This is a genomic window from Mesorhizobium sp. P2_H9 (assembly GCF_056403215.1).
The window spans coordinates 214,577-234,277 of record NZ_JBFUFX010000003.1; the positions used below are offsets into that span (position 1 = coordinate 214,577).

The window sequence follows — 19,701 nt, forward strand, 5'->3', positions numbered from 1 at the left end:
AAAGTGCGGGGCTCTTCGCCAGACATCAGATTGTCACCGTTGCTTTCGCGCAGGCTATGCCCCGATTCATGCAACAACCGTATGACGGTTGCGATTGGTCCAGCCAAAGGACTAGCTTGCCGCCGATCAATTGGAGGATTTCGTCATGGATCTCGGCATTCGCGGCAAGAAGGCCATTGTCTGCGCTTCGAGCAAAGGGCTGGGGCGCGGTTGCGCCATGGCGCTGGCCGAGGCCGGCTGCGACTTGGTCGTCAACGGGCGCAATGCCGAGCTGCTGGCCAGAACTGCAGCGGAGCTGCGCGAAAGATTCGGCGTCAAGGTGACTGAGATCGTCGGCGACGTCTCGAAGCCGGAGGTGCAGAAGGCGCTGCTTGCCGCCTGCCCCGATCCCGATATCCTGGTCAACAACAATGGCGGTCCGCCGCTGCGCGATTTCCGCACGCTCGATCGCGAAAAGATCCTCGAAGGCGTGACCCAGAACATGGTGACGCCGATCGAGCTGGTGCAAGCCGTGATCGATGGCATGGCGGCGCGCGGCTTTGGCCGCATCGTCAACATCACCTCACTGTCGGTCTACGTGCCGATCCCAGGGCTTGATCTTTCGTCCGGCGCGCGCGCCGGGCTGACCTCGTTCCTGGCCGGCGTGGCGCGCACGGTAGTCGACCGCAACGTGACCATCAACAGCATGCTGCCGGGCAAGCTCGACACCGACCGGCTGCGCGGCCCGCACGAGGCCGGTACCGTGGAAGATCCGGCAGCCGCTGCGGCGCGTAAGACCCGCATCAGCGCCGACGTCCCGGCCAAGCGGCTCGGCACGCCGGAGGAATTCGGCCAGATCTGCGCCTTCCTGTGCTCGGTCCATGCCGGTTATCTCACCGGTCAGAACATACCGGTCGACGGCGGCCTCTACGTCAGCGCGTTCTGATCGCGCGGCCCGGAGCGCGACCTGATCCATTCGACAGGATTTCAGCACAAGCATCTGAGATAACTTGATTTTTGACGCTTCGCCGGTCTATTCGGCGAATGCGTCATTTGGCGTCGCGAAAAACCGCTGCCGCATGCTAAAAGGCTTCAAAGCAGGATTGCAGGGAGGCCGGCATGGAAGGCGAAAGCAACAAGACGGCACGGTCGGATCTCGACGAAGCCGCGCTCTACTTTCACAAATTCCCGACGCCGGGGAAGCTCGAGATACAGGCGACCAAGCCGCTCGGTAACCAGCGCGACCTGGCGCTCGCTTATTCGCCGGGCGTCGCCGCCCCTTGCCTCGAAATCCGCGACAATCCCGAGACCGCCGCCGACTATACGGCGCGGGCTAATCTGGTCGGTGTCGTCACCAATGGTTCGGCGGTGCTCGGTCTCGGCAATATCGGCCCGCTGGCTTCCAAGCCGGTGATGGAAGGCAAAGCGGTGCTGTTCAAGAAATTCGCCGGCATCGACGTGTTCGACATCGAGATCGACGCGCCGGGGATCGAGCGCATGGTCGAGACGATCTCGGCACTGGAACCGACCTTTGGCGGCATCAACCTCGAGGACATCAAGGCGCCGGAATGTTTTGAGGTCGAGGAACAGCTGAAGGCCCGCATGGGCATTCCGGTGTTCCATGACGACCAGCACGGCACTGCCATCATCGTTGCTGCCGCCGTGCTCAACGGCCTGGAATTCGCCGGCAAGACCATTTCGGACATCAAGATCGTCACCTCGGGCGCCGGAGCCGCCGCGCTTGCCTGCCTCAATCTTCTGGTCTCGCTCGGCGCCAAGGTCGAAAACATCTGGGTCACCGACCGTTTCGGCGTCGCCTACAAGGGCCGCATCGATGAGATGGACCGCTGGAAAGACCCCTATGTGAAGGACACCGAGGCGCGCACGCTGGCCGATGTCATTCCAGGCGCCGATGTGTTCCTCGGCCTTTCCGCCGCCGGTGTGCTGAAGCCGGAATTGCTGCAGCACATGGCGCCAAAACCGCTGATCCTGGCGCTGGCCAATCCTAATCCCGAGATCATGCCGGAAACGGCGCGAGAGGCGCGCCCCGATGCGATGATCTGCACCGGGCGTTCGGATTTTCCCAATCAGGTCAACAATGTACTTTGTTTTCCTTACATCTTTCGCGGCGCGCTGGACTGCGGCGCCAAGGCCATCAACGAAGAGATGAAGATGGCGGCGGTTCGGGCAATCGCAGCGCTGGCCCGCGAAGAGCCGTCGGATGTCGCGGCGCGGGCCTATTCCGGCGAAACGCCGATCTTCGGCCCGGAATTCCTGATCCCCTCACCCTTCGATCCGAGGCTGATCCTGCGCATTGCGCCCGCGGTCGCCAAGGCTGCGTGCGAGACCGGCGTCGCCACACGGCCGATCACCGACTTCGCCGCCTATATCGACAAGCTGAACCGCTTCGTCTTCCGCTCCGGCCTGGTCATGAAGCCGGTGTTCTCCTCGGCCAAGGCGTCGAGCGCTAAGCGCGTCATCTATGCCGATGGCGAGGACGAGCGCGTGCTGCGCGCCGCCCAGGTGGTGCTGGAGGAAGGCATCGCCGAGCCGATCCTGATCGGCCGCCCGCACGTCATCGAAGTCAGGCTGAAGCGTTACGGTCTGCGCATCAGGCCGGGCGTCGATTTCGGCCTGATCAACCCCGAAGACGATCCGCGCTATCGCCACTATGTCGACCTGTTGATCGAACTTGCGGGACGGCGTGGCGTGACGACGGAAGCCGCGCGCACCATGGTGCGCACCGACAACACGGTGATCGCGGCACTTGCGCTGAAGCGCGGCGACGCCGATGCCATGATCTGCGGGCTTGAAGGGCGTTTCGAGCGCCATTTGCGCAACGTGACGCTCGTCATAGGCCCACGTGCTGGCGTCAGGGACCGAGACCTGTCGACACTTTCGATGCTGATCTCGCAGCGCGGCATCATTTTCCTCACCGACACCCATGTCTCCGTCGATCCGACGGCGGAAGAAATCGCCGAGATGACGGTGCTGGCGGCGGAAGAAATCCAGCGCTTCGGCATCGAGCCGAAGGCCGCCCTTTTGTCGCATTCGGATTTCGGCTCGCGCGATTCGTCGAGCGCCTTGAAGATGCGTCAGGCAGCGGCAATCCTGGCGCGGATAGCGCCCGACCTGCAGTCCGATGGCGAGATGCATGCCGATTCAGCCCTGTCGGAGCACCTGCGTCAGCGCGTCTATCCGCATTCACGGCTGAAGGGCGAAGCCAATCTGCTGGTCTTCCCCAACCTCGATTCCGCCAACATCACGCTCACCACGCTGCGCACGATGATGGACGCGCTGCATGTCGGTCCGATCCTGCTCGGCACAGACAAACCGGCGCACATTCTGACGCCGTCGGTGACCTCGCGCGGCGTCGTCAACATGACGGCGCTGGCGGTGGTCGAAGCCGCCCACAAGGCGCAAGCGGTGGTCGATCTGGGGTGAACCTCTCAGGCCGGCGCGAAGCGAAAATGCCCCGTCTGCTCGAAGGCGAACAAGGTGTCCTCCTCCTGGGCGCCCCGCCCGATATTGTGGATGACCAGCGGCCTTTCCGGCGCTGCGGCTGAACGATTGTACGAGACGATGGCGATGTGCGGCACGTTGGGTGCCAGCATCTGGGTGACGAGATCGCCCGGCAAATAGTCGGCGGGATCCTGGCTGACGGCTAAGGAGACACCCCGCCGCCCGAAAAAGACAGCAAGGTTGGGCACCCGCCGGTGGTCTATATTGCGGTCGGTCGCTTTCAGCCCCCAGATCTTCGGATAGGCAGCGAAATTGGCCGCCATATCCTCATGCACCAGCCTTTGCAGATCGAGATCGAAGGCGCGGCGATAGGCGCGGACCACGACATCGGTGCACACGCCCCGCTCCGGCGCGACATCGCCGCCGGGATAACCGATGCGGACATAGGTCGGATCGTAGAGGGTGGTGACGCCGATCTGTTCCCGGGCGGCATCGACCAGTCTGGTGCGCCAATCCGGCGCGTCGGGTTTCTCCTGCGCCATGGCGACGGGCGTCACCAAACACAACAGCCCGAACTGCAGTGCGGCTCGACGGGTAATCGCGCTCACGCCAAGCCTCCGGGCCTTGCTGGATCCAAGCAGTTTTCCCGGGCGAATACGCCTTTTTCATGCAGTGCTGGAGTCGCTATTGCAGGTCTGTCCGAACATCCTGCGCCGGCGCGTCTATGGGCTAAGGCCATCTTTGGTTGTAGATTTGAGCGAACGGTTAACCGCGAATCCGGTAGCATCGTAACAGGCAAGCAAGCGAGGTTTCGGGCAATGATGGGCGGAGGGTGGAAGCTGACGCACCTTGCTGCGCTGCTTGGCGCCTTGGCGTTGTCTGCCATTTCTGTCACCGAGCCGCAGGCCGCATCGCGCCTTTGTCGCCAGCTCGAGGCCGAACTCGCGGCAGCTTCAAATGGCGGCGGCGGCTCGGCGATCCTGCGACGATACGATGATGCCATCGATCGGCAGCGCGAACAGCTTGCCAAGGTCCGCGGCCGGGCGAGCGATGCCAATTGCGGCTTTTCACTGTTTTCCCGCAACGTCAACCAATGCGCCGCGCTCAACAGCACCATCGACCGCATGAATGCCAATCTCGACGCTTTGCAGGCCAAGCGCGCGCGGCTCGCCGGCGGCGGTTCGCGGCGCGACCGCAGCCGCATCCTGGCCGCGCTCGACGCCAATGATTGTCGTGACGACGCCGTTGCGCCGCAGCGCGCACCCGTCCAGGAGGCAAACCGCGACAGTGGCAATGGAAATCTGTTCGAGCAGCTTTTCGGTGGCGGCAGCCACCAATCCGATACGGTCGACACGCTCGACCAACCCGACGATCCCGGCGAGGAGCGCAACATCCGCCGGGTGCTCAACCAACCCGGCGTCCCGGATTTCCCTAGCGTCGGCGGCGAGTTCCACACGATGTGCGTGCGCACATGCGACGGCTATTTCTTCCCGATGTCGAACGCGGCCTCGCTGAGCGACTTCGAACGCGACCAGAAGAACTGCGAATCGGCCTGCCCGGGCACCGAAATGCAGGTTTTCTATTCGCGCGGCATGGACGAAGATTCGGCCAACATGACATCGTCGGTGACTGGCAGGCCGTATAGCGAGTTGCCGAGAGCCTATCTCTACAAGCAGACCAACATACCGCGCCCGCCGACCTGCGGCTGCAATGCTGCGCAGAATTTCGAGATCATCGGCGGCAACCCGCCGGATCCGTCGCAGGCCAATACGGAGACGACGTCGTTCGTTCCGGTGCCGGTCGCCAAGCCCGATCCAGGCGCCGACCCGGAGACGCTGGCCAATATGCAAGGCGGGCTCGACCGCGAGGTGATCAAGCGCCTGTCCGCCAAGCCTGTCACGTCGTCAGTGCTGCCGCCGGATCAGCGCAAGGTCAGGGTCGTCGGGCCAGCGTTCCTTCCCGACCCAGGAGCGGCAATAGATCTGCAAGCTCCGGCCCGGAAGGCAGTCCAGTAAGCGCCAGCCTGAGCGGCATGAACAGCGCCTTGCCCTTGCGGCCGGTTGCTTCCCTGACCTTGCCGGTCCAATCCTTCCACACCGTGCCGTTCCAGGGTTCCTCAGGCAGCAATTCGAACGCCTGCTCGAGAAACTCGCGATCCTCTCCGGAAAACTCCGGCGGCTCCTGCGGGCCTTCGCCGAGGATGCGCCACCAGTTTACGGCGTCCGCCAGCGTGTCGAGATTGCCGCGCACCGCCAGCCAGAAGGCTTCAGCCTTGTCGCCGGAGATGCCGAACACCACCAGCCGGTCACGCGCCTCGGCGAACGGCATTTTGTGCAGCAGCGTGCGATTGAGCACGAAAAGCTCGTCCGGATCGAACTTGGCGGCGGATTTTGACGTCGCGGCCGGATCGAAGCGCTCGGCAAGCTCCCGCATGTCATGCATCGCCACGACATTTTCCGAGGTGCCGACGAGCACGGCCAGCGACGCTACCGCCATCGGTTCGATGCCATCCTCGCGCAGGCTCTCGATCGACAGCGCGCCGGTGCGCTTCGACAGCCCCTCGCCCGAAGCCGTGGTCAACAGATTGTGGTGACCGAAGATCGGCGGCTCGGCACCCAGCGCCTTGAACAAGGCGATCTGCACGCCGGTGTTGGTGACGTGGTCGTCGCCGCGGATGACATGGCTGACACCCATCTCGATGTCGTCGACCACCGATGGCAGCGTATAGAGATAGGTGCCGTCCTCGCGCAGCAGCACGGGATCGGAAAGCGAGGCGAGGTCGACGGTTTCTTCGCCGCGCACCAGATCGTTCCAGTGGATTTCGGTGCGTTCCGGCTGCTGAGGGTCGTTGGTGAAATTGGGCAGCAGAAAACGCCAGTGCGGCCGGCGGCCATCGGACTTGTATTCGGCGATCTGGCTTGGCGTCAGCGTCAGCGCCTCCCGGCCATAGACCGGCGGCAGGCCGCGCGTGCGGCGCACCTTGCGCCTCAGATCGAGTTCTTCGGGCGTCTCATAGCAGGCATAGAGGAGGCGCGCCGCCTTCAGCCGTTCGACCGCAGCATCGTAAGCGTCGACGCGCCGCGACTGGTATTCGGTGGCGTCAGGGAAAATCCCCAGCCAGTGCAGATCATAGAGAATGGCGTCGGCAAATTCCTGCCTTGAGCGGGCAATGTCTGTGTCATCGAAGCGCTGGATGAAGCGGCCCTTGTTGTTCATGGCAAACAGCCAGTTGAACAGAGCGGTGCGCGCATTGCCGATATGAATGCGGCCGGTCGGTGAAGGGGCGAAACGGACGGTAACTGTCATGAGCGGGGCGTAATGGATGCTTTTATGGTTGACAAGACGCGCCCCCGCGCGAGGCGCCAGACATAGAACATGCCAGCCGAAATGAAAAGGCTGTGGACTGGATGCGGCCGTGCATGCCCCGGATGGATCGCCCACCTATGGTGGTACGCCGGGAAAACCGGGCTTTCCCGAGGGGCAATCTATCCCCGTTATCCACATATGTGACACACAAGATGTTGGGGTCATAAAAGCTTCAGAAACGAATCCTTGACGGCGCAAAACGAGTCGCCTTTTATAGGCCATGCGTTCCTGTTGAGAGCGTGACCGGAAAGTTCTGAGCCCGGTCTTTTTCCCGGATTATGTGCGTTTTTGCCCGTATTTCCGCCCGTTTACGAGGCTGGCGGAAGCGTTGGGATTGTGGGGGCGTGGGGGACGATAGGGCGAATTGTCGGACTGGAATAAATTGTCTGTTAACACTATATTTAGTGTTTGCAGGTAGGTTCGACGCTAGATAGTGTGAATTTCCCTCGGGTGAGGGAATCGACAAAAAATCAGTTTTGAGGGACTCGCAGGGTTCGTCGCAGAGTTGGACAGGCGCTTCGCAAGGTGTTTTGACCAGCAGGACGGCGGAGACTGTGAAATGGAGAGCCGGCTGTTTTCGAACGCCGGCAAACGGCGGACTGCGCTTTTCGCTATTGGGGGCAGAAATCCCTGGGGAAAAGCGCTATATATAGACAAAAGGGATCGGACAATGCGCATCGAGCGGCGTTTCACCAAGCAAGGGCAATCGGCTTACGCGGAGATCGAATTCCGCAAGGCGCTTTCGGAGATCAAGAATCCGGATGGCTCGGTGGTGTTCCGCCTGGATAACATCGATGTGCCGGCTCAGTTCAGCCAGGTTGCCGCCGACATCCTGGCGCAGAAGTATTTCCGCAAGGCCGGCGTTCCCGCACGACTGAAGAAGGTCGAGGAGAACGACGTCCCCTCCTTCCTGTGGCGCTCCGTTGCCGACGAGGCCGAACTCGCAAAACTGCCGGAGGCCGAGCGCTACGGCTCCGAGATCGACGCCCGCCAGGTGTTCGACCGCCTTGCCGGCACCTGGACCTATTGGGGCTACAAGGGCGGCTACTTCAAGTCGGAAGAAGACGCGAGCGCCTTCCGCGACGAGCTCGCCTATATGCTGGCCACGCAGCGCGTCGCGCCGAATTCGCCGCAATGGTTCAACACCGGCCTGCACTGGGCCTATGGCATCGATGGCCCGAGCCAGGGCCATTTCTATGTCGACCCGTTCACCGGCAAGCTGACCAAGTCGAAGTCGTCCTACGAGCATCCGCAGCCGCATGCCTGCTTCATCCAGGGCGTGCAGGACGATCTCGTCAACGAGGGCGGCATCATGGACCTGTGGGTGCGTGAAGCGCGCCTGTTCAAATACGGCTCCGGCACCGGCTCCAACTTCTCCATGCTGCGCGGCGAAGGCGAAAAGCTGTCGGGCGGCGGCCGCTCGTCCGGCCTGATGAGCTTCCTCAAAATCGGCGACCGTGCGGCGGGCGCCATCAAGTCGGGCGGCACGACGCGCCGCGCCGCGAAAATGGTCATTGTCGACGCCGACCACCCCGATATCGAGGAATTCATCGACTGGAAGGTCAATGAAGAGCAGAAGGTGGCCTCGCTGGTCACCGGCTCGAAGATCGTCAAGAAGCACCTCGAAGCGATCATGAAGGCCTGCATCAACTGCGAAGGCCATGACGACGACTGCTTCGATCCGTCGATCAACACCGCGCTGAAGCGCGAGATCAAGGCGGCCAAGAAGAATGCGGTGCCGGAGAACTACATCTACCGCGTCATCCAGTTCGCCAAGCAGGGCTACACCTCGATGTCGTTCAAGACCTACGACACCGACTGGGATTCGGATGCCTACCTCACGGTTTCGGGCCAGAACTCCAACAATTCGGTGTCGCTGAAGGACAATTTCCTGCGCGCCGTCGAGCAGGACGCCGACTGGCACCTGACCGCCCGCAAGGACGGCAAGGTGCTGAAGACGCTAAAGGCGCGCGACCTGTGGGAAAAGATCGGCTACGCCGCCTGGGCTTCGGCGGATCCGGGCCTGCATTTCAACACGACGATGAACGACTGGCACACCTGCGCTTCGGCCGGTGCGATCCGGGCCTCCAACCCGTGCTCGGAATACATGTTCCTCGACGACACCGCCTGCAACCTGGCCTCGATCAATCTGCTGCCCTACCGCAATGCCGATGGCACGATCGATATCGCCGCCTATGAGCACACGGTGCGGCTGTGGACCATCGTTCTCGAAATCTCGGTGATGATGGCGCAGTTCCCATCCAAGGAGATCGCCAAGCAGTCCTATGAATACCGCACGCTCGGCCTCGGTTACGCCAACATCGGCGGCCTGCTGATGACGTCTGGTATTCCCTATGATTCCGACGAAGGCCGCGCCATCTGCGCCGCCCTCACCGCGATCATGACCGGCATCGCCTATGCCACTTCGGCCGAGATGGCTTCCGAACTCGGCGCCTTCGCCGACTACGACCGCAACGCGCAGAACATGCTGCGCGTCATGCGTAATCACCGCCGTGCCGCCTATGGCGAAAAGCAGGGCTACGAGAAGCTCGCCGTCAACCCGGTGCCGCTGGTCGCTTCCGACCTCAAGCAGCAGGAGCTTGTCGAGCACGCCAAGGCTGCCTGGGACCGCGCCATCGAGCTCGGCGAGGAGCATGGCTACCGCAATGCGCAAGCGACCGTGATCGCGCCGACCGGCACGATCGGCCTGGTCATGGATTGCGACACCACCGGCATCGAGCCCGACTTCGCGCTGGTGAAGTTCAAGAAGCTGGCCGGCGGCGGCTACTTCAAGATCATCAACCGCGCCGTGCCGGAGGCGCTGCGCACGCTTGGCTATTCGGAAGCCCAGCTGGCAGAGATCGAGGCTTACGCTGTCGGCCACGGCAACATGAACCAGGCGCCGGCGATCAACCCCGGCTCGCTCAAGGCCAAGGGCTTCACCGACGAGAAGATCGCGGCGCTCAATGCGGCGCTGAAGTCGGCCTTCGACATCAAGTTCGTCTTCAACCAGTGGACGCTGGGCGCCGACTGGGTGAAGGAGACGTTTGGCTTCACCGACGAGCAGCTCAACGATTTCTCGTTCGAGATGCTGCCGGCGCTGGGCTTTTCCAGGAAGGAGATCGAGGCCGCCAACATCCATGTCTGCGGTGCGATGACGCTGGAAGGCGCACCGTTCCTGAAGGCCGAACACCTCGCCGTGTTCGACTGCGCCAGCCCGTGCGGCAAGATCGGCAAGCGTTCGCTGTCAATCAACAGCCACATCCAGATGATGGCTGCGGCACAGCCCTTCATCTCCGGCGCCATCTCCAAGACCATCAACATGCCGAACGACGCGACGGTGGAAGACGCCAAGGGCGCCTACATGCTGTCGTGGAAGCTGGCGCTGAAGGCCAACGCGCTCTATCGCGATGGCTCCAAGCTGTCGCAGCCGCTGAATTCCTCGCTGCTCGCCGATGGCGAGGAGGACGAGGACGACATGGTCGAGCAGCTGATCCAGGCCCCGGCGGCAGCACGCGCGGCGCAGATCACCGAGCGGATTGTCGAGCGCATCATCGAGCGCGTGTCGCGCGAGCAGGAGAAGCTGCCGGGACGCCGCAAGGGTTATACGCAAAAGGCCAAGATCGGTGGCAACACCATCTTCCTGCGCACCGGCGAATATGACGATGGCCGTCTCGGCGAGATCTTCATCGACATGAACAAGGAGGGTGCCACGCTGCGTGGCCTTCTCAACAATTTCGCCATCGCCATCTCGCTCGGCCTGCAATATGGCGTGCCGCTCGACGAATATGTGCACGCCTTCACCTTCACCAAATTCGAGCCGGCCGGCATGGTGCAGGGCAACGACGCCATCAAGAGCGCGACGTCGATTCTCGACTACGTGTTCCGCGAACTCGCCATCTCCTATCTCGGCCGCAACGACCTCGCCCATGTCGACCAGTCGGACTTTTCCAACACCGCGCTTGGTCGCGGCATCAGCGAAGGCAAGACCGACGCCGTCTCCAAGGGCCTGACCCGTGGCGCCTCGCCGGTAAAGCTGGTGTCGCGCGTGACCGGCAACGATCCGAAGGGCTTTGCGGCCCCGGCGGGCGCCCCTGCCCGCTCGGCGCCGACAGCCGCCTTCTCCGGCTCCAACGTGCTGGCGCTGTCGTCGGCCACGGCAACGGCGCTGAAGGCCGACCAGGCGATCGGCTACAAGCGCGACTATGAGGAGCGGGCGAAGGAACTGGCCGAGGACATCGCCTTCGAGGAAGCGGTGGACGCTGCTTCCGACACCGCAGCCGACGCAACCGCAGCATTGTTCACCGACACGGCAGCGCTTGAGGCCGCCGAGGCAAAGAAACTCGCCGCCGACCGCCGCGCCAAGTCGCTGCTCCAGGGCTACACCGGCAATTCCTGCTCCGAGTGCCAGAACTTTACCATGGTGCGGAACGGGACCTGTGAGAAGTGCGATACTTGTGGCGCGACGAGCGGGTGCAGCTGAGGGGAGTCTGAAGCGCTAAAACGTAACATGGTCGGCCCGGTCGCAAGATCGGGCCGAAAGTACAAAGCAGAACAAAACGAGAAACAAATAAAGAAAGCTTTATGAGGCCCATCTGAAATACCAAAGCCGACCCTTTCGGATCGGCTTTGGATACCGCGAATAAGCCGAAGCCCACGCGGGGCGAAGAGATCGAAATCCCCTCTCCTGTCGCAAGGACATTATACGGGGAGTCGGTTCTTGGAGTCGAGGTAGCTGAGGCATTTCCAAAGAGAGATACCCAAATGACTACCAATGAACGCAAGACTTTCGACATTGGACGTAGCTCGAAGAGCGGCCAATTCATTCCTGTGAAGGAAGCAGAGCGCCGCCCCAACACCACCACGGTCGAGCGAGTCCCCAAGCCCGGTTACGGGGACACCAGGAACGAACCGTCACGCAAAAAATAGCGCGCCAAGACTAGGTTTGCCGGTCGCCTCGCTGTGACCGGCAGACAACCTTGTCAAGCTCGCTCGTGCTATATGTGGTGTCATTGCAGCAAGCCATACCACTATGTTGATTTTTTATAGACTTTTCCCATTATGCGGCTAGAATTTTAGTGATTCGAGATGGGCTTCGTATTCGCCGAGTTACGTCAGACACGATCGAAGGAGTTTCTCAGATGCCACCACGTTACTTTGATGATGTGGGCTATGGCGCTGCGGTGAGGCGGGCCCGTACCGAAAGAAGCTTAAGCTATCGAGATGTAGCGACCGCTTTCAAAGTTCGCCTTGCTCTGGTTTCCTACGTGGAGCGCGGTGGCGAACCCACACCAGAGTTTGTTGCCGCAGCAAAATCCAAACTGAAGGTTGATCGGGATCATTTTCTTCTGGATGCGCGTGGCAACAACCCGCAAGTAGCGGCAAATCAGAATCAAATTTGAGGCGCTGGCCATGGAAGCTATCCGATTTTACGGGCCAAAACGCAGCGATCGAAACATAAAGAAAGAGGCAGAACGCCTAATTTCGAGATGGAACTACATAAACAAAGGATCTGTCGAGCATATCGATATCTTGGATCTGATAGAATTTAAGATCGATATATTTGCTCCGGGGTTCTCTCTTGCCATTCTGACTTCAGATGACATGATGAAGGTGCTGGAGGCTAGCTCTGACAAAGAAATTTCAATTGCTTTTACAGACCTCAACGAGAAAATAATATACATCACGGAAAAACTCTACGAAGACGCTTACAACGGTGACGGATGGGCACGAATACTTCTTGCGCACGAGCTTGGCCATGCTGTTCTTCACAGCGATTATTCAAACAGAACTCCTCATTTTAGCTTCAAGTACAAATCGAGCGTGCAATCCGTAGACGAATTAAAAATACGCGGCATACCTCTTTATCGAGATACAGAACGCCAAGCGGACATATTTGCAGCATGCTTGATGGCACCCGATTATTTGGTAGAATGCTGTGTAAGCGTTGCGGACCTGAGTAAAAGAGCCAAGATCGACATATTCTCTGCTGGCGTTCGTTTGAAGTTCTTCTCCGAAGAGAAAGCTGGGCGGGCGCCTGTCTTTTCAATGCGGTTGAGGTAGTTCTTTCGGATTTAGCACTGTCTAGATATTGCGAGCGGGCTCTAGGCCGCTCCTTGTCGCGAGCCGCTTCCAACGCCTCAAACCAGCCCGACCAGCCACGCAGCAGCACCAAGAAAACCAACCGAACAGACCCACAGCAGCCAGAGCCCGCGCACCCGGCATTCGAGCACCGCCGAGGCCGGGTTGGCGGGGTCATAGTGCACGTCGACCTTGCTGCCCTCGACATAGCGCCGCGCCTGGCCGCTGACGAGGCCTGGCAGCGAAGCCGTCACGTTGGCGCCGAAGGTGACGCGGTCGGCGGTGTAATTTTGGCCGGCGACGCTATAGCTGTAGACGATGCGAGACCGGAAGACGGTGCGCCAGCTTCGATAGATTCCATGGGCGCGGAGCGCCTCCAGGCCTGACGCATCGATGCGCCCAGTGGCGACCGGCCATTTCTTCGCCCGCCGGGCGATCACTTTATGGGCGATGCCCATGAGCAGGATAAACAGGCCGATGAACAGCAGCAGCACGGCTGGGCCGAGATTCTCAGGCTTGGGCAGATGCGGCCCGATCGCGTCGAGAGCACCGCCGACAAAAAACACCAGCACCACCGCGCCGATCACCAGCCCGGCCGAAAGCTTGACCATGAACTTGAAGGCGCCATCCGGCAGGGTGCGCTCGATCACGGCTTTGCTCGGATCGGCCGGATTGTAGAAGACGGTCACTTCGGCGCCGCTCGGAAACTGCGCAAGCGTTTCGGCGACTTCGAAATTCCCCAGATTCTCCTTCACGCTGTAGCGCGAGCCGCGAAATTTCTTGCCGCCCACCTTGTACTCGAAGGTGATTGCCGGAAAATTGCGGACTTCTGTGGCATCGTTGCTGTCCACGCCAACGCCCGAGACCCTCACCTTGCGTGCCTCGGCGCGCGACGAGATGATCTTTCCCGGCGTCGGCAGCCAGTGGCTCATTGCCCGCACCTCTCGCCATTTGACGAAGGTGATAAGCGACAACACGCCGGCGATCACGCAGGCAAAGCCGACCAGCAGAAATTTGATCTCCAACTCGCCTCCGATGCCCAAGGGTGCAGGAGCTGCAAATAGACATCAAGGCAAAGCCGATGTCTATTTGCGAACTGGTGCTTGGGGAGAACGCGGCCGACCGTGGAGATCTCGAACAGACGGCGCGGGCGCGCTCGTATTGCGCTCAGCTGAGTTCCTGGGCGAGTCCGAAGAGAAGCCCTTCAGGCCCACGGATGTAGCAGAGCCGATACACGTCTTTATACTGGACGACTTCGCCGACGAGCTGCGCGCCGCGCTTGCTGAGCCTTTCAAGCGTGTCGTCGATGTCGTCCACGGTAAACATGACGCGGAGGTAGCCCAGGGCGTTGACCGGAGCGTTCCGGTGATCTGCGACGACAGGCGGCCTGAGGAAGCGGGAGAGCTCGAGCCGGCTGTGGCCGTCCGGTGTGCGCATCATGGCAATTTCGACATGCTGATCGCCCAGTCCAGTGACGCGTCCGGCCCATTCTCCTTCGATCGTGCCCTGCCCTTCGAGCTCGAGGCCGAGCTCGCGAAAGAAATCAATCGTCGCTGAGAGGTCTTCGACGACGATACCTACGTTGTCCATCCGCTTGAGCGCCATGTTTCCAATCTCCAAGCTGCTGTCCACATCAGAAGCTTGAACCATGGACCGCTTCAAACCGCCATCCCATTTTCAAACGGTCTCTCAGAAGCAAAGTCCGCGCCGCGTCATGACGGCCTGACAGCCAGGAACGTGTTCCATTCGTCGCTGCCGCGTCCCAAGTTGAAATCGTCCCTGATGAGGACCAGCCCGGCGGCTTCGATACGGGCCGCGAAGTCGTCCCTGCGCCAGTAGACTGTGTGATATTCGCCTGATGTCTCGCCATCGCCATTGCGCATCGAGACGAGGAAGGCGCCGCCTGGTCGCAGCGATGCGGCTATCTTGGCAAGAACCTGGTCGGTCTGGTCGCGCGGCACATGGATCAGGACGGCCAGGGCCAGGACTGCGTCGTAAGGGCCGCCGAGATCATCGGTGATGAGATCGAGCAGCTCACCATGCTTGCCGCGCGCGGCCTGCAGCCCGAGAAACCGCTTGGTTGCATCGGTGCGCCGAACCTTGACGCCCAAACTCTCCAGAAAATCCGCGTCGTATCCTGCTCCCGACCCGACTTCCAGAATCTGGCCGCTTGTGCCGGCGATCGCCACAAGGCGCTTCAGCGATGCCTGCTCTCTCTCGTTGGGAACATGCCGCACGATTGCATCGTAGCGCTCCGCATAGTCCTCATAGGCACTGATCGTTTGACGGCTCTTCGCCAGATCCTGCGATGACACGCTCATCTTCCCTCCCTTGCATTCTGCGTCGATCAGACAGACTTGCCTCAGCGGATGCTGCCATTGGGAACGTGTCCGTCGAGCATGCCGATATCGCGCAGGAAGTGGTCCGACAAGCCGCGGTGGTCGAGCAGGCCACGCTTGCGGGGTCTGAACGGAGCGGTGAAGAGGTCGAGCATCGGACGGCGAAGCGAGTTGTAGAAAGCGATGGTGGTCATTGCCGTATCCTCCAGGGGTTCGATCTGATGAACGGAGCATGCCGTTTTCCGGTCTTGGTTTCCAATCGAACGTCGCGTAGCATGCATCAGGAGGATTGATGCGTCATGGGTTGGGAGCTGCCGCCATTAGGCGCTATCAGGGTGTTTGAGGCCGCGGCGCGGCTGGGCAGCTTCACCAAGGCGGCCGAAGAACTCGGCATGACCCAGTCAGCGGCCAGCTATCAGATCAAGCTGTTGGAAGAGCGCGCAGGAACGCCGCTTTTCATAAGAAAAACAAGGCAGATCGCCCTGACGGAGGCTGGACAGCAGCTGGCACCGCTGGCAACCGGCGCGTTCTCAGCCCTGGCTGACGCGTGGCTCGCCACCAAGGGTGGAGCGACCGGAGTGCTTTCCGTCACGACGATGGGAACGTTTGCGTCGAACTGGCTGGCCGTCTGGCTTGGAACATTCCAGCTGATGCATCCCGATCTCGCCGTGAAGGTGGACACGTCGTCCCGGCTGGTCGATTTCGCGCGCGAGGACATGGATATCGGCATTCGGACCGGCATTGGTAAATGGCCCGGTCTGACCGCCCACTATCTGTTCAAGGCGGACTACACGCCGATGCTCAGTCCAAGACTGGCCGCGAGCGTCGGTGGCATTCACCACCCCGAGGATCTCTACAAGGTGCCGCTATGCGGCCCTGACGATCCCTGGTGGAAAATCTGGTTCGAAGCCGCCGGCGTGGCCTTCGATCCCGGACGTGTCATCGCGCGACCGGCGCTTGGCGGGCAGACCTATGATGCGATGGCGGCAATCACCGATCAGGGCGCTGCAATCCTCACCCAGAACCTCTACAGTGCCCTGCTGGCGAAGGGACAGCTGATACAGCCCTTTGATATCGTCGGATCCGACGGCGACGGCTATTGGCTGGTGCACCTGGAAAGCCGCCGCAACACACCGAAGATCAAGGTGTTCCGCGATTGGGTGCTGGCCCAGACGGCGGACATACGCGAGCGCGAAAGGCGCGCGGCCCGATAGGCTTTCAGCGCGCAGCGACGGACCGCCTCAATCCTTGAAGGTCAGCCCGTACTTTGCGACCTGTTCCCTGGGCATATCCGCAAACGCCTGACGCGTGGTGTAGCCGCCATAGATGACGTTGCCGTCCTTGACCATCCAGTCCTCGACGTCGGCCTCGGCCACGGTCATTCGGTCACCCAGTTTGTACTTGTTGCCGTTGACCGGGACATCGGCGAGCAGGCCGATATACGAGCCGTCGCTGTAGCCGACCAGCTGCAGCCAGATGTGCTCGGTGGCGCCGTTCTGCGTCAGCGGGAACTTCACCGTGTAGGTGCCGGGCGTGCCGGCGGCGATCAGCTGGTGGAAGCGCGGCAGCGTCGAGCGGCCGCTCTTCTTGGCGGCCTGCATCGCCTTGTCTTCGGTGGAATAGGAGACGACGTTTTGCTTCGACTCCGCCAGCGAGGTGTCGGTGCCCGGCATGTGGGCGAGCGAGTTGAAAAACCCGTAGCCGACGCCGGCCACAACAGCGATTGCCACGACTGGATTGCGCATTGACCCCTCCGAAACCCGATCACGGGCACGTTACCGGAAGGCTGTTGCGATAGCGCTAAAGGACAAAGTGAGCGGATCGTTAGCGAAACGCTGAAAATTCAAGCCAAGGCGACCATAGGGCCCTGCCGTCATCAGCCTGCGTCGCGAGGCGTTCAGTCGGCGTCAGCCACCATTTGCCGCCCGCCCGCCCATGCGCGCCAGGCATTTTCGTCGCCATGAAAGACATTGAGGTCGATGCGGCCGCTCACGCCGTGCGACAGGCCGGAGCCGGAATACTGCCAGAACAGCCATTTGCGGCCGGGGTAGACTTTTGAGGGATGCCGCGCCACCGCACGCAGCCAGAACGGGTAATCCAGGAAGGCGCCCTGTAGATTGTCGCGGTAGAAATCGGGGCTGGTGTAGATGATGGGCCGCTGGCCGTAATGGCGCTCCAGTCTGTCCATGAACACCTGCATCTTCTCCAGCACCTTTTCGCGCGACGGGCGCCGCTTGCAGCTGGACTCGCCGTTCCACTCGACATCGATGACCGGCGGCAGCGCGCCATCCATCCTGGGCACGTTGCGGATGAACCAGTCGGCCTGTTCGCCGGCGGTGCGGCACCAGTAGAAGAAATGATAGGCGCCGCGCTTCAGCCCGGCGGCATCGGCATTGCGCCAGTTCTTCATGAACATCGGATCGAGATGGTCGCCGCCGTCAGTGGCCTTGATGTAGGCGAAGTTGGCGCCCTGCGCGCGCAGCTTGCCCCAGTTGATGTTGCCCTGCCAGCGCGAGATGTCGACGCCGTGAACGGCCAGGCGCCTTGGCGATACCTTGCCGAAATTCATCGGCTTGGCGTCACGAAAGCCGTAGCGCGTGATCGGCCCGGCCAGCATCGCGGGTGCCGCCCGGCTCAGCCGCTTCGGCGGCGACATCAGGGCAATGGGCTCGGCCTGCGGTTCGGCGCTCTCCTGCGGCGCCGGCGAAGGCGCGATCATGGCCTCTTCTTCCTCAACCATGGAAAAGGGTGGCGCATTGTCGGTCGCCGCATCGGACCGCATCGGCGCGAGAACGGCCGTCTCCACCGGAGCCGCCGCGACCGGCACGCTTGGCCGCACGACCGAACTGGTGGTTTCGTTGGACGGCATTTGCAAGGCATCGACGCCTGCCGTCGACGAGCAGCCGGCAAGGCACAAAGCCGCGACCGAGAAAATGACGACGCCTGATAACCGCATCTGGACCTGTACGCAGAACACAACAGACCGATGGCCAACACTCGCCGCCGGACAAAACTGGCTTCGATTACTAACGAGAAATTACCAACAAAGTTTGAATCAAATATTAGCCATAAGCGGTTGAGTTGAGCAGCACCACCGTGCCTTCGTCATCCTAGGGTCTACGCGACGTCGCTTCGCTCCTGCTCCGCCCGAGGATGACGAAGAGGCGGTGGGATGCAGTCCCCCAATCCCGCTTGACAACTTCCGTGTTAATATTACTCTGCGCTAACCTTACATCGTAAGGTAATGAATCGGGAGGAAGCCCATGTCGTCCGCCGCTCTGTCCGAATTGCAACCCGTCGCCCTGCCCGAACCGCATCAACCGGCCATTGCGATGGAGGACGTCTCCCGCGATTTCAGCCGCGCCATCGAACGCGCCGAGGTCAATGCCTGGCTGGACCTTTACCAAGCCGCTCCCGCCGACTTTGCCGCGCGGCTCGGACTGACGATCGCCGAAGATGGCAATCTCGTCTGGACCACCTGCACGGCAATCCCGTTCATCCATTTCAACTGCGTCAAGAATTTCGGCGTCGCCGGCCCGGCCACCGAGAGCCAGCTTGACGCGCTCCTGGCGCATTACCGCGCCGCCGGCATTGCGAGGCCATGGTTTTATGCCAATCCGCACGCCGAGCCTTCTGCGCTCAGATGCTGGCTCGAGGCGCGCGGCCTGCAGCGCCTGAGCGGCTGGGAACGGATTTTTCGCGAGGCAGCCCCTCTGGCGGCTGAACCGCTTTTCCCGATCGAGGGCGTGTCGGTCGAGCGCGTGACGTCTGCAACGGCAGGCGAATGGGCTGGCTTCATCGACAGCCAGTACCGGCTGCCGACCTCACCATGGCTCAAGGCGCTGGTCGGCCGACAGGGTTGGCATCATTACATGGCGCGGCGGGACGGCGCGGTCGTGGCTGTGCGCTCGCTGTTCATCGGCGCTGACGGCACGGCCTGGAGCGGCATCGACGCGCCGGTGCCTGGCATCATGGCGCCAAGCTTCGATCTCGATGCCATGCTTGGCGAAGCCATGGTTCGCGACGGCCTTGCGGCCGGCGCGAAACTGTTTGTCGCCGACATCGAGGCGCCGCACCCCGACCGCGACGGTCCGGCCTATAGCAACTATGCGCGGCTCGGTTTCAAGCTGGCCTATTTCCGCAGCCATTACAGCTATTTGCCGGCAAACTCCGGCTGACCTATCTGCCCAGCCACTGTTGCAGGCAGGTCTTGGCGACGACATGCGCCGGTGGCACCAGCGGCCCATAGACGGCGGGGCGACGGGCGCGTTCAAGCAAGATGCGCACCTGTTCGGGTTTTACGCGGTCACGCTCCATCACCAGCAAGACCATCGGATCGCTCAAAAGCTCGTCCAGGGTGTTGATGCTGTCGCTCATCCGTCGCCTCCTCGAATGCCGGCCCGCAGCCCATAGATAAGGAGACAATCATGGCTCGCCAATGACGCTTTGCCGGCTATGTCGTGTCTATTTGGAT

17 protein-coding genes are annotated in these 19,701 nt (G+C 61.5%); 8 read left to right on the forward strand and 9 right to left on the reverse strand.

The annotated features are described in order from the left end of the window. Nucleotides 1-145: 145 nt before the first annotated feature. Both AC1DXN_RS06960 and AC1DXN_RS06965 read left to right on the forward strand, forming a co-directional pair. Nucleotides 146-925, forward strand: coding sequence for an SDR family oxidoreductase (locus AC1DXN_RS06960; RefSeq protein WP_477269469.1), 780 nt, complete (start codon nt 146-148; stop codon nt 923-925). 173 nt (nt 926-1,098) lie between these two features. Beyond that, nucleotides 1,099-3,423, forward strand: coding sequence for an NADP-dependent malic enzyme (locus tag AC1DXN_RS06965; RefSeq protein WP_477269467.1), 2,325 nt, complete (start codon nt 1,099-1,101; stop codon nt 3,421-3,423). A gap of 5 nt (nt 3,424-3,428) precedes the next feature. Here AC1DXN_RS06965 and AC1DXN_RS06970 read toward each other — a convergent pair whose 3' ends face one another. Continuing rightward, entirely contained in the window at nt 3,429-4,049 is a 621-nt protein-coding gene (locus tag AC1DXN_RS06970; RefSeq protein ID WP_477269465.1) for a DUF1287 domain-containing protein, read from the reverse strand. A gap of 210 nt (nt 4,050-4,259) precedes the next feature. Between AC1DXN_RS06970 and AC1DXN_RS06975 the strand changes: the two genes are divergently transcribed. Then, nucleotides 4,260-5,456 (forward strand): DUF2865 domain-containing protein, encoded by a 1,197-nt coding sequence (locus AC1DXN_RS06975; protein ID WP_477269463.1) that lies wholly within the window; start codon nt 4,260-4,262, stop codon nt 5,454-5,456. Here AC1DXN_RS06975 and gltX read toward each other — a convergent pair. Then, the gene (gene gltX / locus AC1DXN_RS06980; protein ID WP_477242996.1) at nt 5,374-6,747 is read right to left on the reverse strand and encodes a glutamate--tRNA ligase; all 1,374 of its coding nucleotides are present in this window, start codon (nt 6,745-6,747) and stop codon (nt 5,374-5,376) included. The two genes, AC1DXN_RS06975 and gltX, sit on opposite strands and share 83 nt — an antisense overlap. Nucleotides 6,748-7,477: 730 nt before the next feature. Between gltX and AC1DXN_RS06985 the strand changes: the two genes are divergently transcribed. The 3 genes from AC1DXN_RS06985 (at nt 7,478) to AC1DXN_RS06995 (ending at nt 12,870) form a co-directional block, all read left to right on the forward strand. Further along, nucleotides 7,478-11,290 carry a vitamin B12-dependent ribonucleotide reductase gene (locus AC1DXN_RS06985; RefSeq protein ID WP_477269461.1) on the forward strand — a complete coding sequence of 1,271 codons (3,813 nt, stop codon included), beginning with the start codon at nt 7,478-7,480 and terminating at the stop codon, nt 11,288-11,290. A 658-nt stretch (nt 11,291-11,948) separates the two neighbouring features. Then, nucleotides 11,949-12,209: a helix-turn-helix domain-containing protein gene (locus AC1DXN_RS06990; protein ID WP_477269459.1), complete on the forward strand. Its 261-nt coding sequence runs from the start codon at nt 11,949-11,951 to the stop codon at nt 12,207-12,209. Nucleotides 12,210-12,219: 10 nt separating this feature from the next. Continuing rightward, the gene (locus tag AC1DXN_RS06995; protein WP_477269457.1) at nt 12,220-12,870 is read left to right on the forward strand and encodes an ImmA/IrrE family metallo-endopeptidase; all 651 of its coding nucleotides are present in this window, start codon (nt 12,220-12,222) and stop codon (nt 12,868-12,870) included. A 77-nt stretch (nt 12,871-12,947) separates the two neighbouring features. On the opposite strand, the gene AC1DXN_RS07000 is transcribed toward AC1DXN_RS06995, so the two are convergent. The 4 genes from AC1DXN_RS07000 to AC1DXN_RS07015 form a co-directional block, all read right to left on the reverse strand. Then, on the reverse strand, nt 12,948-13,913 hold the full coding sequence (locus tag AC1DXN_RS07000; RefSeq protein WP_477269455.1) for a DUF3592 domain-containing protein: 966 nt from the start codon (nt 13,911-13,913) through the stop codon (nt 12,948-12,950). Nucleotides 13,914-14,055: 142 nt separating this feature from the next. Then, the gene (locus tag AC1DXN_RS07005) at nt 14,056-14,493 is read right to left on the reverse strand and encodes a VOC family protein (protein WP_477269453.1); all 438 of its coding nucleotides are present in this window, start codon (nt 14,491-14,493) and stop codon (nt 14,056-14,058) included. Between the two features lie 107 nt (nt 14,494-14,600). Continuing rightward, nucleotides 14,601-15,209 carry a class I SAM-dependent DNA methyltransferase gene (locus AC1DXN_RS07010; protein WP_477269451.1) on the reverse strand — a complete coding sequence of 203 codons (609 nt, stop codon included), beginning with the start codon at nt 15,207-15,209 and terminating at the stop codon, nt 14,601-14,603. Between the two features lie 41 nt (nt 15,210-15,250). Continuing rightward, nucleotides 15,251-15,421: a hypothetical protein gene (locus AC1DXN_RS07015; protein ID WP_477269449.1), complete on the reverse strand. Its 171-nt coding sequence runs from the start codon at nt 15,419-15,421 to the stop codon at nt 15,251-15,253. A 105-nt stretch (nt 15,422-15,526) separates the two neighbouring features. Here AC1DXN_RS07015 and AC1DXN_RS07020 point away from each other — a divergent pair, with 105 nt between their 5' ends. Continuing rightward, nucleotides 15,527-16,441, forward strand: a complete 915-nt coding sequence (locus AC1DXN_RS07020) for a LysR substrate-binding domain-containing protein (protein ID WP_477269447.1) — start codon at nt 15,527-15,529, stop codon at nt 16,439-16,441. Between the two features lie 27 nt (nt 16,442-16,468). Here the strand turns inward: AC1DXN_RS07020 and AC1DXN_RS07025 are convergent, their stop codons facing one another. Beyond that, complete coding sequence (locus AC1DXN_RS07025) at nt 16,469-16,972, reverse strand: DUF2314 domain-containing protein (protein WP_477269445.1); 504 nt, start codon at nt 16,970-16,972, stop codon at nt 16,469-16,471. Nucleotides 16,973-17,124: 152 nt separating this feature from the next. Continuing rightward, nucleotides 17,125-18,183: a glycoside hydrolase family 25 protein gene (locus AC1DXN_RS07030; protein WP_477269443.1), complete on the reverse strand. Its 1,059-nt coding sequence runs from the start codon at nt 18,181-18,183 to the stop codon at nt 17,125-17,127. 307 nt (nt 18,184-18,490) lie between these two features. Between AC1DXN_RS07030 and AC1DXN_RS07035 the strand changes: the two genes are divergently transcribed. After that, nucleotides 18,491-19,405 carry a hypothetical protein gene (locus tag AC1DXN_RS07035; RefSeq protein WP_477269442.1) on the forward strand — a complete coding sequence of 305 codons (915 nt, stop codon included), beginning with the start codon at nt 18,491-18,493 and terminating at the stop codon, nt 19,403-19,405. A gap of 1 nt (nt 19,406) precedes the next feature. On the opposite strand, the gene AC1DXN_RS07040 is transcribed toward AC1DXN_RS07035, so the two are convergent. Continuing rightward, complete coding sequence (locus tag AC1DXN_RS07040) at nt 19,407-19,604, reverse strand: hypothetical protein (protein ID WP_477269440.1); 198 nt, start codon at nt 19,602-19,604, stop codon at nt 19,407-19,409. Nucleotides 19,605-19,701 lie beyond the last annotated feature (97 nt).

Excerpts from the sequence above, each read along its gene's own strand:
- AC1DXN_RS07035 (WP_477269442.1), top strand. The coding sequence starts at position 18,491 with ATGTCGTCCGCCGCTCTGTCCGAATTGCAACCCGTCGCCCTGCCCGAA.
- AC1DXN_RS06965 (WP_477269467.1), top strand. The coding sequence starts at position 1,099 with ATGGAAGGCGAAAGCAACAAGACGGCACGGTCGGATCTCGACGAAGCC.
- AC1DXN_RS07010 (WP_477269451.1), bottom strand. The coding sequence starts at position 15,209 with ATGAGCGTGTCATCGCAGGATCTGGCGAAGAGCCGTCAAACGATCAGT.
- AC1DXN_RS07030 (WP_477269443.1), bottom strand. The coding sequence starts at position 18,183 with ATGCGGTTATCAGGCGTCGTCATTTTCTCGGTCGCGGCTTTGTGCCTT.
- gltX (WP_477242996.1), bottom strand. The coding sequence starts at position 6,747 with ATGACAGTTACCGTCCGTTTCGCCCCTTCACCGACCGGCCGCATTCAT.
- AC1DXN_RS06985 (WP_477269461.1), top strand. The coding sequence starts at position 7,478 with ATGCGCATCGAGCGGCGTTTCACCAAGCAAGGGCAATCGGCTTACGCG.
- AC1DXN_RS06960 (WP_477269469.1), top strand. The coding sequence starts at position 146 with ATGGATCTCGGCATTCGCGGCAAGAAGGCCATTGTCTGCGCTTCGAGC.
- AC1DXN_RS06995 (WP_477269457.1), top strand. The coding sequence starts at position 12,220 with ATGGAAGCTATCCGATTTTACGGGCCAAAACGCAGCGATCGAAACATA.
- AC1DXN_RS07025 (WP_477269445.1), bottom strand. The coding sequence starts at position 16,972 with ATGCGCAATCCAGTCGTGGCAATCGCTGTTGTGGCCGGCGTCGGCTAC.
- AC1DXN_RS07020 (WP_477269447.1), top strand. The coding sequence starts at position 15,527 with ATGGGTTGGGAGCTGCCGCCATTAGGCGCTATCAGGGTGTTTGAGGCC.
- AC1DXN_RS06975 (WP_477269463.1), top strand. The coding sequence starts at position 4,260 with ATGATGGGCGGAGGGTGGAAGCTGACGCACCTTGCTGCGCTGCTTGGC.
- AC1DXN_RS06990 (WP_477269459.1), top strand. The coding sequence starts at position 11,949 with ATGCCACCACGTTACTTTGATGATGTGGGCTATGGCGCTGCGGTGAGG.
- AC1DXN_RS07005 (WP_477269453.1), bottom strand. The coding sequence starts at position 14,493 with ATGGCGCTCAAGCGGATGGACAACGTAGGTATCGTCGTCGAAGACCTC.
- AC1DXN_RS07040 (WP_477269440.1), bottom strand. The coding sequence starts at position 19,604 with ATGAGCGACAGCATCAACACCCTGGACGAGCTTTTGAGCGATCCGATG.
- AC1DXN_RS07015 (WP_477269449.1), bottom strand. The coding sequence starts at position 15,421 with ATGACCACCATCGCTTTCTACAACTCGCTTCGCCGTCCGATGCTCGAC.